General features: G+C 51.3%; 15 protein-coding genes. 6 read left to right on the top strand and 9 right to left on the bottom strand.

Features of this window, described 5'->3' with window-relative positions; all coding sequences use genetic code 11:
• Window positions 1-43 precede the first annotated feature (43 nt).
• The 3 genes from BLP55_RS01300 (at window position 44) to BLP55_RS01310 (ending at window position 4,098) form a co-directional block, all read left to right on the top strand.
• Window positions 44-2,017, top strand: a complete 1,974-nt coding sequence (locus BLP55_RS01300) for a hypothetical protein (protein WP_139149556.1) — start codon at window positions 44-46, stop codon at window positions 2,015-2,017.
• A gap of 114 nt (window positions 2,018-2,131) precedes the next feature.
• The gene (gene yaaA / locus BLP55_RS01305; protein WP_091140716.1) at window positions 2,132-2,890 is read left to right on the top strand and encodes a peroxide stress protein YaaA; all 759 of its coding nucleotides are present in this window, start codon (window positions 2,132-2,134) and stop codon (window positions 2,888-2,890) included.
• Window positions 2,891-2,922: 32 nt separating this feature from the next.
• A complete protein-coding gene (locus tag BLP55_RS01310) occupies window positions 2,923-4,098 on the top strand; it encodes a C1 family peptidase (protein ID WP_091140389.1) in 1,176 nt (391 codons plus the stop codon).
• Between the two features lie 49 nt (window positions 4,099-4,147).
• On the opposite strand, the gene BLP55_RS01315 is transcribed toward BLP55_RS01310, so the two are convergent.
• The 9 genes from BLP55_RS01315 to BLP55_RS01355 all read right to left on the bottom strand — a co-directional run bounded on the left by BLP55_RS01315 (window position 4,148) and on the right by BLP55_RS01355 (window position 12,156).
• Window positions 4,148-4,492, bottom strand: coding sequence for a hypothetical protein (locus BLP55_RS01315; protein ID WP_091140391.1), 345 nt, complete (start codon window positions 4,490-4,492; stop codon window positions 4,148-4,150).
• Between the two features lie 166 nt (window positions 4,493-4,658).
• Window positions 4,659-6,245, bottom strand: coding sequence for an MDR family MFS transporter (locus tag BLP55_RS01320; protein ID WP_091140393.1), 1,587 nt, complete (start codon window positions 6,243-6,245; stop codon window positions 4,659-4,661).
• 32 nt (window positions 6,246-6,277) lie between these two features.
• Window positions 6,278-7,360, bottom strand: a complete 1,083-nt coding sequence (locus BLP55_RS01325; RefSeq protein WP_091140396.1) for an HlyD family secretion protein — start codon at window positions 7,358-7,360, stop codon at window positions 6,278-6,280.
• A 4-nt stretch (window positions 7,361-7,364) separates the two neighbouring features.
• Complete coding sequence (locus tag BLP55_RS01330) at window positions 7,365-8,696, bottom strand: TolC family protein (protein WP_091140398.1); 1,332 nt, start codon at window positions 8,694-8,696, stop codon at window positions 7,365-7,367.
• On the bottom strand, window positions 8,686-9,309 hold the full coding sequence (locus BLP55_RS01335; RefSeq protein WP_091140400.1) for a TetR family transcriptional regulator: 624 nt from the start codon (window positions 9,307-9,309) through the stop codon (window positions 8,686-8,688). Before BLP55_RS01335 ends, BLP55_RS01330 begins: the two co-directional genes overlap by 11 nt.
• Before the next feature lie 230 nt (window positions 9,310-9,539).
• A complete protein-coding gene (locus BLP55_RS01340; RefSeq protein ID WP_170826771.1) occupies window positions 9,540-10,106 on the bottom strand; it encodes an anthranilate synthase component II in 567 nt (188 codons plus the stop codon).
• A 261-nt stretch (window positions 10,107-10,367) separates the two neighbouring features.
• Window positions 10,368-10,925, bottom strand: coding sequence for a YceI family protein (locus tag BLP55_RS01345; protein WP_091140406.1), 558 nt, complete (start codon window positions 10,923-10,925; stop codon window positions 10,368-10,370).
• Between the two features lie 175 nt (window positions 10,926-11,100).
• Window positions 11,101-11,667 carry a YceI family protein gene (locus tag BLP55_RS01350; protein ID WP_091140409.1) on the bottom strand — a complete coding sequence of 189 codons (567 nt, stop codon included), beginning with the start codon at window positions 11,665-11,667 and terminating at the stop codon, window positions 11,101-11,103.
• Window positions 11,668-11,700: 33 nt separating this feature from the next.
• Window positions 11,701-12,156 carry a MarR family winged helix-turn-helix transcriptional regulator gene (locus BLP55_RS01355; protein WP_091140411.1) on the bottom strand — a complete coding sequence of 152 codons (456 nt, stop codon included), beginning with the start codon at window positions 12,154-12,156 and terminating at the stop codon, window positions 11,701-11,703.
• 137 nt (window positions 12,157-12,293) lie between these two features.
• Here BLP55_RS01355 and BLP55_RS01360 point away from each other — a divergent pair, with 137 nt between their 5' ends.
• The 3 genes from BLP55_RS01360 to BLP55_RS01370 are packed head-to-tail and all read left to right on the top strand — an operon-like array spanning window position 12,294 to window position 13,779.
• Window positions 12,294-12,836 carry a TlpA family protein disulfide reductase gene (locus tag BLP55_RS01360; RefSeq protein WP_091140413.1) on the top strand — a complete coding sequence of 181 codons (543 nt, stop codon included), beginning with the start codon at window positions 12,294-12,296 and terminating at the stop codon, window positions 12,834-12,836.
• Between the two features lie 17 nt (window positions 12,837-12,853).
• Window positions 12,854-13,465, top strand: a complete 612-nt coding sequence (locus tag BLP55_RS01365) for a thioredoxin family protein (RefSeq protein ID WP_091140416.1) — start codon at window positions 12,854-12,856, stop codon at window positions 13,463-13,465.
• A 2-nt stretch (window positions 13,466-13,467) separates the two neighbouring features.
• Window positions 13,468-13,779 carry a rhodanese-like domain-containing protein gene (locus BLP55_RS01370; RefSeq protein WP_091140419.1) on the top strand — a complete coding sequence of 104 codons (312 nt, stop codon included), beginning with the start codon at window positions 13,468-13,470 and terminating at the stop codon, window positions 13,777-13,779.
• Window positions 13,780-13,810 lie beyond the last annotated feature (31 nt).

Genomic DNA, 13,810 nt, shown 5'->3' on the forward strand with positions numbered 1-13,810 from the left:
TAAATGGATTAAATTTAGGGGAACTAAAAAATGATCCCCAATCATGAAAACCTTAACCTATCTTATCATTTTTATGATGATCCCCTCTGGCGTGATGGCCCAGGTGGGCATCAATACGTCGGTGCCTGCGGGCGCTTTAGACGTGAACTCGGCTACCCATGGCGCGCTGTTTCCGCGCGTGGCGCTTACGGCGAACAATGTAGCGGCACCTGTCGTCAATCCGCAGGGCGGGGCGTTGGCCGTTTCGACGGTTGTTTACAATACCGCAACCGTAGCCGGTGTGAATGGCGTGAGCCCTGGATACTTCTACTGGGATGGAGCCCGTTGGGTTTCGTTTACAGGCAACAATTCCAGGGACTGGAGCCTTAACGGAAACTCGGGAACAGACGATCCTGCCGCGCCCGCCGTCTATGGTACATCGACCATTGCGGGTACCGAGAACTTCTTGGGTACCACCGACGCCAACGACCTTGTGCTGGGTACCAACAACATCGAGCGCGCGCGCTTTCGACAGACCAATGGATTTGCAGGGTTTGGTACGGCGAATCCGCTCTACCGTTTGCACGCCAATACCACTACTGGTTCAGCCGTGGCCACGTACGCCGAGAATACCTATGCGGGAACCTTGGACGGTACGGGGCTCTATGGGCGCAGCCAAAATGCGCCTGGCTATGGCTATGGCGGACGATTCGACGGAACTTATATGGGCTTACGCGTAGAGAACCTGTCGACGAGTTATACCGGAGCCACTTTCGGGAGCTATATTTTGAGCACGGGCAACGCGGGCGCGGGTGCACGGTATGGTACGTATTCGAGTGCCGTGGGCGGGCTAACCAGCTACGGGGCCTATTTTGAAGCGATGGGCGCCACCTACAACTACGGGCTGGTTGTGGCCAATGGGAATACAGGTATTGGTACCATCGCACCCGATCGTGCCAAGCTACAAACGCAGGGCGCGGTGGGAAACACCGTGGCGACGTTCAATTTGAACGCCAATTCGTTGGGCATGGCCATGGTTTCGGATTGGCCGGGCATTTATTTCAACGCCTATTACAATGGCGGGACGCGACAAATGTCGAACGGGAATTACCCGGCGATGTTCAATTACAATCCGGGAGGTCAATTTGAATTTTCGATGAACAATACGGCCAACACCACAGCAGGGAATATTGCCGGAGGGAGTTTCGTCAACCGATTCTCTATACACAGGGATTTGGGCGCCACTTTATACTATACCAACACCACGGCCACGGGGCTCAACGTGATCAGCGGCGGGCACGGTGTCAATTTGGGATGGTTTAACATTGGTGCTGTCGGGGCGGTCCCCGAACCGGGCAACGGCATCGCCGCGGCAGGCGAATACGTAGGTGTAGAAGGCCGGTCCAATTATGGCGCTTCGGCGACTATTGATCGCATGGGCGGTTTGTTCTATGTGAGCAGTGCAGGGGGCATCAATGCACTGGCCACCATTGGGTCGGTGGTAGACAATGTGGTGTACAAGATCTTGGGTTTCGGTACCGTCAATACGCTGGTGCAAGACCACGACGGCAAGGAACGTATCATGACCGCACCCGAGGCGCCCGAAGCGCTGTTCCAGGACTATGGGGTGGCGAATTTGGTCAACGGGCATGCGAAAATCGACCTCGATCCGGTGCTTACCAAAAACATCCGCGTCGACGACACGCATCCGATGAAGGTTTTTGTCCAGCTGGAAGGCGACTGCAACGGGGTCTATGTCTTTAACAAAACCGCGCACAGTTTCGAGGTCAAAGAACTGCAAAACGGCAACTCGAACGTGTCATTTTCTTACCAGATCATTGCGTTCAGGGCCGATGAAGAACGGGCAGGGCATGTATCCAAGTATTCGGACATGCGCTTTAAACCGCTCAATCGCGAACTCAAAATCGTCGAAAAAGAAATGAATTTCGAAAGCCAGTCGGGTAGGAACATGGCTTCGGCAGCGCAAGACGCGATTCCGTCTCCCGAAGTGCGCCCGCGAGAAAAACCGACTGAATAACAAGCGAATCGTTACACCTTCTAACCGGGCATTGTCCCGGTTTTTTGTTTTTTAAAAATGCCGCGTTTTTCAAACAATGATATTTTCGTATTTTTGGAATCCAAACCCATCCGCATGAAAATCATCATTTCGCCCGCCAAATCGCTCGATTATGTAACAACCTTGCCCACGCCGCGACATACCACTGCCAGGTTTCTCAAAGACGCGCGTGTAATCAACAAAGTCGTCCGCAAATTGAAGCCAAAAGAATTGTCGGCGCTGATGGACATCTCAGACAATCTGGCCGCGCTCAATTGGCAGCGCAACAAAGACTGGAAAACACCGTTTAATGCAGAGAACGCCAGACCGGCCGTGTATGCGTTTGCGGGCGATGTATACGTTGGGTTGGACGCCTATTCGTTGCCGGCCGACAAACTCGACGATTTGCAGGACCGTTTGCGGATCTTGTCTGGGCTGTACGGATTGCTCCAACCGCTCGATTTGGTCCAGCCGTACCGACTGGAGATGGGAACGTCGTTGGCCATAGGCGAGCACAAGAATCTGTACGGCTATTGGAAGCCCAAGTTGACGGCCGCGCTGAACAAGGAGCTTAAAAAAGGCGAGGTGTTTGTCAATCTGGCGAGCGACGAATATGCTTCGGCGATCGATTTCAAGTCGTTGAAGGTGCCGACGGTTAAGGTCGATTTTAAGGACATGAAAGACGGCAAGCTCAAGATGATCAGTTTTTTTGCCAAGAAGGCGCGCGGGCTGATGGCGCGGTACATTGTAGACACCAACGCGCAAACGGTAGAGGATTTAAAAGGGTTTGATTACGAAGGCTATCGGTTCGATGCCAACCTTTCGAAACCCGAACACCTCGTTTTCACGAGATAAACAATAACAATAAGCAATAAATAGATAATAATATGATGAAGAAAAGTCTGCTGATCGCAGGAATGTGTTGCTCGCTGGGCGTGTTTGCACAGGATGATTTGATCAAAAAAGTAAGCGGTAACGCATCGGCCACGTCAAAATTTGTATTCAAGGAAGTGATCGACCTCGAGAATACGTCGGTGAAGAACCAAGGCTCGGCGGGAACCTGTTGGAGCTATTCGGGGAATTCGTTTCTCGAGTCGGAGATGATCCGTATGGGTAAAAAGCCGGTCGATTTGGCCGAGATCTACACCGCGCGCCACGTATACCTGAACAAGGCGCGCAACTACATTTTGTTCAATGCCAACCTCGGGCTCGGCGACGGCGGCGAGACGCACGACGTACTCAACATGTTGCGCAAATACGGAGCGATGCCACAGGTGGCCTACACCTACGAAGACTACGGAAAAGGCGCGGTCAAATCGTCGGAGTTCCAGGAGCAGTTCAAGGCGATCCTCGACGCCTACATCAAGAACGAAGATCCCAAGAAAGGCATTTCGTGGGTAAAAGACATCGACAATTACCTCGACGAGAAGCTGGGCAAACTACCATCGACATTCACTTACGAAGGCAAACAGTACACGCCGCAGTCGTTCGCCAAGGAAGTCGTGGGCATCAACCCCGACGATTATATCGAATTCTCGTCGTACCAAGACAGCCCGTACTATCAAAAAATGGTGCTGCCCGTGCCCGACAACTGGAGCTACGACCTGGTGTACAACGTACCCATGAAGGAACTGACCGACATCATCGACAATGCGCTCGCCAAAGGTTATACCATTGCGTGGTCTACCGATGTGTCAGAGCCTTATTTTAGCTGGCGCAATGGTGTGGCGCACGTGCCCGATATCGATTTGACGGGCATCACGGCCGAACAGAAGAAGCAAATCTTCGACGGCCCGCTTCAAGAAAAACAAGTAACCGAAGATTTGCGTACCGAAGGTTTGTACAGCCTGAGCACCACAGACGACCATGCGATGCAAATCGTGGGGTTGGCCAAGGACCAGAACGGCAAGGAGTACTACAAGGTCAAGAATTCATGGGGTACGAGCAACGACTACAAAGGCTACCTGTATGTCAGTAAAGCGTTCGTACAGCTCAAGTCGACGGGAATTTTGCTCAACAAAGACGGCGTCCCGAAAAGCATCAAAAGTAAATTACAATCTTAAAATCAAAAGCCCCGTCGTCAGACGGGGCTTTTTTCACATATTAAAGCGCTCAATGGTCGTACTCTTCGTATAACCATTGGGTTTCGGTGGTCAATTTCTTCTGGCTTCGCGAAAGCGCCCGCATGGCTTCTACACCGTTGCGCGCATTTCGGTTGACGCGGTTGAGCTTGGAACCGAACGCCTCCAGTTTTTTAGCATCGGCCGAATCGAGCTTGTTCTTGAGTTCATTGACCAAAGCTTCAAACTCGGGAACGACCTCGCTGTTGGATTCGTATTCCGAACGAAGTTCCTCGAACGACTCCTCGATGTCCTTGCGGAAATCGTCAGAATAATACGTCGTCTTGTCGCGTACTTCCTGGATTATTTTCTTGATGTCTTTACCAAATAGCCCCATTTTCTAGTTGTTTGTGTTGTAACTGGTTTGTAGTCAATCAAATATAACGAAAACTTTACAAAGATGCATCATGATGCCCCGGTTTTTTTGTTATGTTTTTTTCGACGCTCCGAAATTAAAGGATTCCGATGGAATTCCAATGTTAAGTTTTTTGTCGGTTTGACTTTTAATGCATCGCTTCGGCCGGATCGACCTTGTTTTTGCCACGCCGGATGAACAAAATAATGGGAATGCAACACAAAAACAACACGCCCAGATACAGGAAAATATCCATGTACGCCATCACCGTACTTTGCTTGGTGAGCCCAAAGTCAAGCACCTGGTAGGCTTTTTCGAGCGCGTTGTTGGCGCTAAAACCTTTGGCCATGAATCCTTGCTGGAGTTGGTGTACGCGGTCCTGCACTTCGACGCGGTTCACGTCCAGGTGCGCCCCGAGCGCCACGCGGTGTTCCTGTCCGAGCCTTGTAATGAAGGTGGTGATGATCGCAATCCCGAACGATCCGCCCAATTGACGCATCATGCCCGTAAACGCCGCGCCTTCGCCAATACTTCGTCCTTGGAGCGTCGACAAAGCCATGGTTGTGATCGGCACGAACAACAATCCGAGTCCGATCCCGCGCAAAATAAGCGGCCAAAACAAATGCTCCTCGCCCGTATCGGGTGTCATCGCGTTGTGCATCCACAGCGTGAAAAAGAAAAAGATCAAGAAGCCCAACGCGACCATGTAAGTTTGCGGGACGCCTTTTTGGATCAGGTTCCCGATGATGGGCATCATGATGGCCGTCGTGATCGAACCCGGGATCAACAGCATGCCCGCTTCGGTGGCCGTCCAACCCAGGATTTGCTGTGTATAGATCGGGATGATGAGCGTCGATCCATACAGTCCAAACCCAAGGATAAAACACATGAATGTCCCCACGCGCAGGTTGCCGTCGTTGAGCACTTTGAGGTTTACGATGGGATGCGCATACGTGAGTTCGCGCCAAATGAAAGCCAACAATCCCAACACGCTCACCACGCTCAGCACAATAATCGTCGTGTCTTCGAACCAATCGTCCTGCTGGCCGTGCTCGAGCACGAATTGCAGCGAGCCGATGAACGATGCCAGGAACACAATGCCCCACCAATCCACCTGGTTCGACTTGAGTTTTTCGGCATATTTAGGGCTGCGCACATAGGTGAGCGTCAAAAATGTCGCGATGATGCCCAGCGGAATGTTGATGTAAAAAATATAAGGCCACGAATAATGCTCGACCAGGTACCCGCCCAACGGCGGCCCAAGCGTAGGCCCCACAATCACGCCCATCCCGTAAATGGCCTGCGCCATCCCGCGTTTGGCGGCCGGATAGCTCTCGGTGATGATGGTTTGCGCCGTCACCAGCAACGCGCCGCCACCCAAGCCCTGGATAAAGCGAAACACGACCAGTTCCCAAATGTTGGTGGCGTTGCCGCACAAAAACGACGATACCGTAAAAATCACGATCGACACCGCAAAATAATTGCGTCGGCCGAATTGCTGCGACAACCAGCTCGTCATCGGAATCACGATCACATTGGCGATCGCATAGGCCGTGATCACCCACGCCACATCGGTCAGGGTCGCGCCCAACGAGCCGCGCATATCGGTCAGCGCGACGTTGACGATCGTGGTATCGACAATCTCAAGAAGCGCACACAGCACGGCGGTAACCGTAATGATCACGCGTCTGAAGCCGTATTCTACAAGATCGTCGTGGGAGGCGGTTGCGGACATTGTTAATTGGAATAAATAATATTAATAATCAATCATTTCAGGTGTACATCGACGTCTACGTTCATGCCCGGTCTGAGCAATTTGACCTTTTCGGCATCGTTTTGCGCCGTCAGGTTGATCTTGACCGGCAAACGTTGGATGGTCTTGACAAAGTTGCCCGTTGCATTGTCGGGTGGGAGTAAAGAGAAGCGTGACCCCGTGGCAGGAGAGAACGACGTGATGGTTCCCTCGAAGTCGGTGTCAGGATACGCATCGACGTGGATGATCGCCTTTTGTCCGACGACCATTTTGTCGAGCTGCGTTTCCTTGAAATTGGCCACCACCCAAACCTCCTGGTTGTTGATGATGTAAAACAACGACTGTCCCGGTTGCACGAATTGCCCCGGCTGTATCGCAATCTTCGAAACCTGTCCGTCGATCGACGCCGTCACCACCGTATAATCGACGTTGAGTTGTGCCGCATCGCGTTTGGCCTGCGCGCTTTTGATATTGGCCGCGGCCACTTCGGTTTGCTTGCCCGCCACATTCGACCGCGCCTGCGTCACCGATTTTTGGTAGGCGCTCGCGCGTTGTTGCTGTTGCAGGATACGCAACTGGCTCTCGGCTTCCAATTTGGCGGCCTCGGCCTGCTCGTATTGCTGCTTGGTGATCGAATGGTTTTTGTACAGGTTGCTGTAGCGCTCGAAATCGTTTTGCGCACGCGTCAAACGGATCTTGGCCGTCTCGATGTTCCCGCCCGCCGATTGTACGTTGGCTTCAGAGACCGATACGTTGGCATCGGCGCTGCCCACATCGGCTTTGGAAACCGCAAGGCTGCTTTGGGCCGCCGCGAGTGCCGCGTTGGCATCCTCGAGTCGCACCATGTAATCGCGGTTGTCGATGGTAAACAGCGTATCGCCTTTTTTGACAAAATCGTTGTCCTTGACATACACCTTGGTCACATAGCCGGCCACGCGCGGGATGATGGGGTTCATGTTCTTTTCGATTTGCGCGTCGTCGGTTTCTTCGTGCGCCAGTGCATGCATGTATTTGTAGATGCCGTAGGTGCCGCCAACGAGGATCAGCGCGCCAAAAATGAACAGGAATTTCTTGTTGGTTTTTTTCTTTTCTTCCATGGGTTTAGTTTTGCGTCAAATTGAAGGATTGGGTGAGTTGGCCGGTGGCGTCGAGCAGTTCATAGAACTTGAGCGCGACATTGGCGCGGGCATAGGCCTGGTTGATCTTGGCCTCGAGGTCTTGTACATCGGCTTCGAGCAAGTCGTTGGTATCCGAGAGCCCGTTGTCGTATTTGTCCTTGACGATGCGGTAATTCTCGTCGGCTTGCGCCACGGCCTGGGTGTACACATTGTTTTGTTTGAGCGACAATTCGTAGCCTTCGCGCGCCGCATTGACCTGCGTCTTGATGGCGTCGGTAAGGATCGACTGCTGGGTTTGGATCTCGAGTGCACGGCTTTTGGCGGCCTTGACTTCCTTGCCGTTCTTGAACAGCGAACTCAAATTGTACGACAATCCCACGCCCACATTCATCGCATTGTCTACACGAACCACATTGTCGAGGTCGAGCGCGATGTAACCACCGCTAAGCGTCAGCGAAGGGAAATAAGCGGCTTTGGCCACTTTGATGTTGGCGTCGCTGGCTTGCTTGAGATGACCGAGTGCCGCGAGGTCTTTGCGTTGCCCGAGCGCATCGGCTTCGGTGCCCACGCCAAACGCAAACAGGTTGGGGTCTATGTTGTCTTCGCGCACAACGACCTTGGTCTCGGGTGCCATCTTGAGCAACGTCACCAGCGAATAGTTAATCAGCCTCACATTCTTTTCGGCCTCGTCGAGCGACAGTTGGATGCTCGATTCCTGCAACTGTGCCTTCAACAAATCGTTGCGCGCGAGCAGCCCGTTTTGTTCCATGGCCGAAAAGTCTACCACGCGCTGGTGGCTGCTTTTGAGGCTTTCGCGGAACAGCTCGACCGATTTTTGTGCCTTGTACAAATCGGCGTAGAACTGCACGACCTTCATGGCGGTTTCTTGCTGGGTTTGGCTCGCGTAGGCCAGTTCCGATTCGTACAATTGTTCCGATGCCTTGACGCTGTTGTGCAGCTTGAATCCTGAAAAGATGGGCATCGAAACGCTGGCTTGGCCGAGCGCGACATATTTGGGCGCTTCGGTTTCTTCGTTTTGCGCTGTCGACCCCGATTCGTTGTTTTGCGCGTTTTTCATCGTCATGTTGGCGGCGGTCAAACGCATGTATTGTCCCGAGAGTTTCAAATCGGGGTATTGGTTCATTTTGACCGATTGCGCTTCGTAATTCTTGGTGGCGGCCTTGGTGTGGGCCAGGTTTACCTCGTCGCTTTTAGAGAGCGCGATTTGCACGGCTTCCTTGAGCGACAGGTTGGTTTGGGCGTGCGCCGAGATCGCGAACAGGAATACGACGAGCGCCAGGGCATTATACTTCATGGGTCAGTAAGGCTTTGATGGTTTGTTTAATGTGCGCGGTAAGTTCGTTTTTGATGTAGTGGTTGAAGGCCGCGTCCGATTTGAGGTTGAACATTTCGGCATACATCTCGCGGTTGGTGTGGAACTGGAAGATGAGCCCGATTACGGTGGGCGGGATCAGCGCAATGTTGACGTCCTTGCGGAACACGCCTGCGTCCTGTCCTTGTTTGACGATTTGCTCGACCATGGCCACGTTGCGTTTCTTGACTTCGATGAAGGCATTGAAGTCGAGGTCGCGGTGGTTGTTGGCCAGCTCGAAATGCACAATCTGGTAAAGGCAGCGGTTTTTGTGTACGCGGCTGATGTACAGTTCGACCAATTTGTCGAGTTTCTCAAGCGGGGAGAGGTCTTGGTGGGCCAAGGTGTCGAGTTCCATTTTGGTGGCGTTCGAACGGTAGAGGATCAACGATTCGAGCATTTTTTCTTTCGAACCAAAATAGTACGAAACCATCGCGATGTTGATGCCGGCTTCCTTGGCGATGTTGCGCACCGAAGTCCCGTCGAATCCTTTTTCGCCGAACAATTTTTCGGCCACGTGCAGGATATGGATTTGTTTTTCGTTTAACGTGTGCATGGATTGCGTTTCAAAATCGAGGACAAAGTTAAACGATTGTTTAAGTTAAACGTTTGTTTAATTTTTGATTTAACGATTCTTTAACGGAAAACGTTTTCGGTTTTTACTGAAGGCAATTCAGTGCAGCAGTCCCGCGTGAAGGATCGAGGCAAGCACCGCGTGCAGCCGAGAGCCTGACGGCGCCAAAGAGCTGAAAATGGCAGGGATGCCGATCGCCGGCACGCCCAAAATCAACCCAACCAATTGCGCAATATTTGCTTGCCTTGCGGTGTGAGCACGCTTTCTGGATGGAATTGCACGCCGCGTACGTCCAGCGTTTTGTGGCGCAACGACATGATGTGGCCGTTGGCGTCGACCGCGGTGACTTCTAGCGTTTCGGGAAGGTCTTGGGCGTTTACGATCCACGAGTGGTACCGCCCGACGAGAATTGGTTCGGTGAGGCCTTCGAACAGCGGCTCGTCGGACACGGCCAGCCGAAGTTCGGTACCCACGCCGTGGTAGACTTTGTCGAGGTTCGAGATGGTGCCACCAAAAACCTCGGCGATGGCCTGTTGGCCCAGACAAATGCCAAGGATGCTCTTGGTAGGCGCAAACTTTTTGATGGCAGCCTTGAGCAGGCCGGCTTGGTCAGGAATACCGGGGCCGGGCGAAAGCAAGAGTTTGTCGAACGGCTCGAGTTCGTCGAGTTCGAATTCGTCGTTGCGCAGTACGGTGACGTCGGCGCCTAGATCTTCGAGATAGTGCACGAGGTTGTACGTAAAACTGTCGTAGTTGTCGATGACGGCGATCTTCATGATAAAAAAAGCCTGCCGGTGGCAAGCTTTGCAAAGGTATGGATTATTTTAAGGGAACGGTTGGCGGGCTTGCATTTTGTGATGGTGGTTCATGATAGAAAACGGCTTTGAAACTTTAACAATTTCTACAGTTTTTCTATAATGCAGGTTCGGTTTTTTTCGTTAGGGATAAACCCTACAGCCCCTTCCCTACAGGGCAGAAAATACAAATTTTCCCAATGCCTTTGTTACAGAAATCCTGTATTTCTCCCGTTGCCGGTTTCGCTAAAACCGCAAATTGACCTTGACATCGAATTCGTCGTAAATCGTGCGGTCGCCCAAATCGGAGAAGAATGTACCCGACCCGTACTGGATGCCATACTTGGTGCGGTCTACGGTGAATTCGGTGCTCGCTTTGTTGCCCTTGACGGCCAGATCGAATTTGACCGGGTTGGTCTTGCCCTTGATCGTCAAATCGGCCGTGACCGAGTAAAGCCCCGCGCTTTTCTCGCCTATGGTCTTGAAAACCAGTTTGGCGGTTTTGTGTTCGTCGGTGTTAAAGAAATCGGCCGAGCGCAGGTGGCCTTCTAGTTTTTTCTTGCCATCGCCGGTTTGGTCGGTATTCGAAAGCGTGGTCATGTCGGCTATGAACGATCCGCCGACCACTTTCTTGCCCTTGAAGATGAGCATGCCTTCCTGGAATTGCAGGCTGCCGCTGTGTTCGCCCGTCACTTTTTTCCCCGTCCAGGTGATGGCACTTTCCTTGAGGTTGATTTTTTTGGCCTGGGCCATGAGCGTGGCAGATAGGAGCAAAGCCAATACTACGAATGCGATTCTTTTCATATTGCTGTAATTTTAGTTAAACCGATTGATGATGGTATGGATTCAACTCAAATGCTTGGATGCGATACCTAAAGTTACAAAAAAAATCGTACGGTTGGCAATGCGCTTGACAATTAACCTTTTAAAAAACAAAACCCCGGACGTGCCGGGGTTGTTTTTCATAGCAATGTTGTATTTAGAATACGATGGAAGCGTCGATTTCGAAATCGTCGTTGATTGCCTTGTCGCCCAGGTTGTCAAAGAAACTTCCCGAGCCGTACTTGATGTCGTACTTGGTTCTGTTGACATTGAATTGGGTCGTGGCCGTGTTGCCTTTTACCGCAATGTCAAAACTTACCGGAGCGGTCTTGCCTTTGATTGTCAAATCGGCGGTCACACCATATACGTTGTTGCCTTTGTCTTTGATGGTCTTGAATTCCAAAACCGCGGTAGGATATTTGTCGGTACCAAAGAAATCGTCGTTTTTCAAGTGCCCGTCGAGTTTTTCCTTGCCTTTTCCGGCTTCGAGGTCTTTGGTCGAGATCGAATTCATGTCTACGGTAAATTTACCGCCGGTGAGTTTGGTTCCTTTGAACACCAGGGCGCCTTCTTTGAGGTCGACGGTCCCGTTATGCTGGCCGGTGACTTTTTTACCTACCCAGTTGATTTTGCTCTTTGCAACATCGACTTTCTTGGTTTGGGCCGATACAGCCGTAGCCGTGGCTACGAAAAGGGCGAGGGCAATTGTTTTCAAGTTTTTCATTTGTAAAGTAATTTAGTTATTGAATATTAAAGTTTATAGATTCCGGTATTTTTCGAGTAAGGTATTAAGGTGTTCGAGCTCGGCAGCACTCAAAGTCGATGCCAAACTGGCCTCGTGCGCGTCTACTTGCGGATCGAGTTCTTCCAGAAGCGACAGGCCTTTGTCGGTGATCATCACTTCCATCTTGCGACGGTTATCGGGACAAATTTCGCGCGTGACCAATCCTTTGAGCAACAATTTATCGACGAGGCGCGTCGTGTTGCTTGTTTTGGCGAGCATGCGTTCCTGGATGAGCGACATGTTGGCGGGCTTGCCTTTTTGTCCGCGTAAGATGCGCAACACGTTGAATTGCTCGGCCGATATGTCGAAAGGCTTCAGGATGTCGGCAAATCGTTCGGCCAGCAGGTTTTGCGTATACATGATATTGAGTACCGTCTTTTTCGGCAACGCGAGCGGCGAGTTCGATTTGATGATTTCCTCAATGGTCATATTTGTAACTGTAAAAGTTGTAGGTACAAATGTAAATGAAAAGATTTATTTGTATATACAAATGTCTAGATAAAGTTTTGTTAAATTAATCGGGATAGGGGCTAAATGATTAATTTTATTGGCACCAAAAAAATCCGATGAAAAAGATTCTAGTCGTTTGTATGGCGTTGGGCGCGCTGGCCTGTCAAAAGAAAGAACCTGCCGTGGACGCCGATCCAGTCGCCACCGATCCGACGCCGACCAAGGTATACAGCAAAGACGGCGTTTCGGTCAATTCCTATGATTTCAAGGCGTTCGAACCTTTGCTCCACAAAAACAACGATACCACTTATGTGGTCAACTTTTGGGCCACGTGGTGCGCACCGTGCATCGCCGAGTTGCCGCATTTCGAAAAGCTCAACCGCGATTACAAGGACAAAAAGGTAAAGGTGATCTTGGCCAGTCTCGATTTCAGCAAACAGGTCGAAAGCAACCTGCTTCCTTTCATCAAAAACAAAAACCTGCAATCTAAGGTGGTGCATTTGGGCGACCCCGATGCCAACGCCTGGATCGAAAAAGTAGATTCGACTTGGTCTGGCGCGATTCCGGCCACGGTCATTTACAACAAGACCAAGCGTAACTTTTACGAACAATCGTTTACCTATGAGCAATTGCAACAAGAACTTGCACAATTTCAATAACCATTAAACCCACAACCATGAAGCAACTACGCATTTTAGCCCTTGCCGTTGTCGTGGCCGCCGCGAGCGCGTTCACGTTAAAAACGGTCAACCCCGGATACAAAGTAGGCGATATCGCCACCGATTTCCGTTTAAAGAATGTCAACGACAAAATGGTGTCGCTCAAAGACTACAAAGACGCCAAGGGATTCATCGTCGTTTTTACGTGCAACCATTGCCCGTATGCCAAGGCCTATGAAGACCGCATCATCGCGCTCGACAAAAAGTTCAGCAAACTGGGCTATCCGGTCATCGCGATCAATCCGAACAATCCGGCCAAGCAGCCCGAGGACGCGTTCGATCGTATGAAGACGCGCGCCAAGGAAAAGAAATTCACGTTCCCATACCTGTTCGACGAAGGGCAACGCATCTATCCGCAGTACGGCGCAACCAAAACGCCACACGTCTATATATTGAAGAAAACGGCCAAAGGCAACCAGGTGCAGTACATCGGCGCCATCGACGACAACCATGAGGATGAGAAAGCCGTCAAGGAGAAATATGTAGAGAATGCCGTCAATGCGTTGCTCGCAGGCAAGGACGTTCCCGTGAAAGAAACCAAGGCCATTGGCTGTACGATAAAAGTATAACCATGAACCTGAGCCAACAAGACTGGGCTTCGCAACTCGAAGCCGATCCCAATGCCGTAATCCTCGACGTGCGTACCGAAGACGAATTCAACGATGGTTACATCCCCGGTGCGCTCAACATCGACATCTACAAAGGACAGGGATTCATTTATGAGGTAGACCAACTCGACAAGTCTAAAAATTATTACGTGTATTGCAAAGCCGGCGCGCGCAGCGACCAAGCCTGCCAGGTGATGAACCAACTGGGTTTCGAGCACACGTTCAACCTGCTGGGCGGGTTCATGAATTGGCATGGCGAGAAAGCGCTGCCGTAACAAAACCTCGATAAAAAGAAAAACCGCAATT

The sequence above is a fragment of the Flavobacterium caeni genome, from assembly GCF_900101895.1.
GTDB classification, from domain to species: Bacteria; Bacteroidota; Bacteroidia; order Flavobacteriales; family Flavobacteriaceae; genus Flavobacterium; species Flavobacterium caeni.

What these genes read in the sequence shown, in the direction of transcription:
- BLP55_RS01330 (WP_091140398.1), bottom strand. Translation starts at nt 8,696, where the DNA reads ATGAAGTATAATGCCCTGGCGCTCGTCGTATTCCTGTTCGCGATCTCG.
- BLP55_RS01320 (WP_091140393.1), bottom strand. Translation starts at nt 6,245, where the DNA reads ATGTCCGCAACCGCCTCCCACGACGATCTTGTAGAATACGGCTTCAGA.
- yaaA (WP_091140716.1), top strand. Translation starts at nt 2,132, where the DNA reads ATGAAAATCATCATTTCGCCCGCCAAATCGCTCGATTATGTAACAACC.
- BLP55_RS01350 (WP_091140409.1), bottom strand. Translation starts at nt 11,667, where the DNA reads ATGAAAAACTTGAAAACAATTGCCCTCGCCCTTTTCGTAGCCACGGCT.
- BLP55_RS01370 (WP_091140419.1), top strand. Translation starts at nt 13,468, where the DNA reads ATGAACCTGAGCCAACAAGACTGGGCTTCGCAACTCGAAGCCGATCCC.
- BLP55_RS01310 (WP_091140389.1), top strand. Translation starts at nt 2,923, where the DNA reads ATGATGAAGAAAAGTCTGCTGATCGCAGGAATGTGTTGCTCGCTGGGC.
- BLP55_RS01315 (WP_091140391.1), bottom strand. Translation starts at nt 4,492, where the DNA reads ATGGGGCTATTTGGTAAAGACATCAAGAAAATAATCCAGGAAGTACGC.
- BLP55_RS01300 (WP_139149556.1), top strand. Translation starts at nt 44, where the DNA reads ATGAAAACCTTAACCTATCTTATCATTTTTATGATGATCCCCTCTGGC.
- BLP55_RS01355 (WP_091140411.1), bottom strand. Translation starts at nt 12,156, where the DNA reads ATGACCATTGAGGAAATCATCAAATCGAACTCGCCGCTCGCGTTGCCG.
- BLP55_RS01325 (WP_091140396.1), bottom strand. Translation starts at nt 7,360, where the DNA reads ATGGAAGAAAAGAAAAAAACCAACAAGAAATTCCTGTTCATTTTTGGC.
- BLP55_RS01365 (WP_091140416.1), top strand. Translation starts at nt 12,854, where the DNA reads ATGAAGCAACTACGCATTTTAGCCCTTGCCGTTGTCGTGGCCGCCGCG.
- BLP55_RS01335 (WP_091140400.1), bottom strand. Translation starts at nt 9,309, where the DNA reads ATGCACACGTTAAACGAAAAACAAATCCATATCCTGCACGTGGCCGAA.
- BLP55_RS01345 (WP_091140406.1), bottom strand. Translation starts at nt 10,925, where the DNA reads ATGAAAAGAATCGCATTCGTAGTATTGGCTTTGCTCCTATCTGCCACG.
- BLP55_RS01360 (WP_091140413.1), top strand. Translation starts at nt 12,294, where the DNA reads ATGAAAAAGATTCTAGTCGTTTGTATGGCGTTGGGCGCGCTGGCCTGT.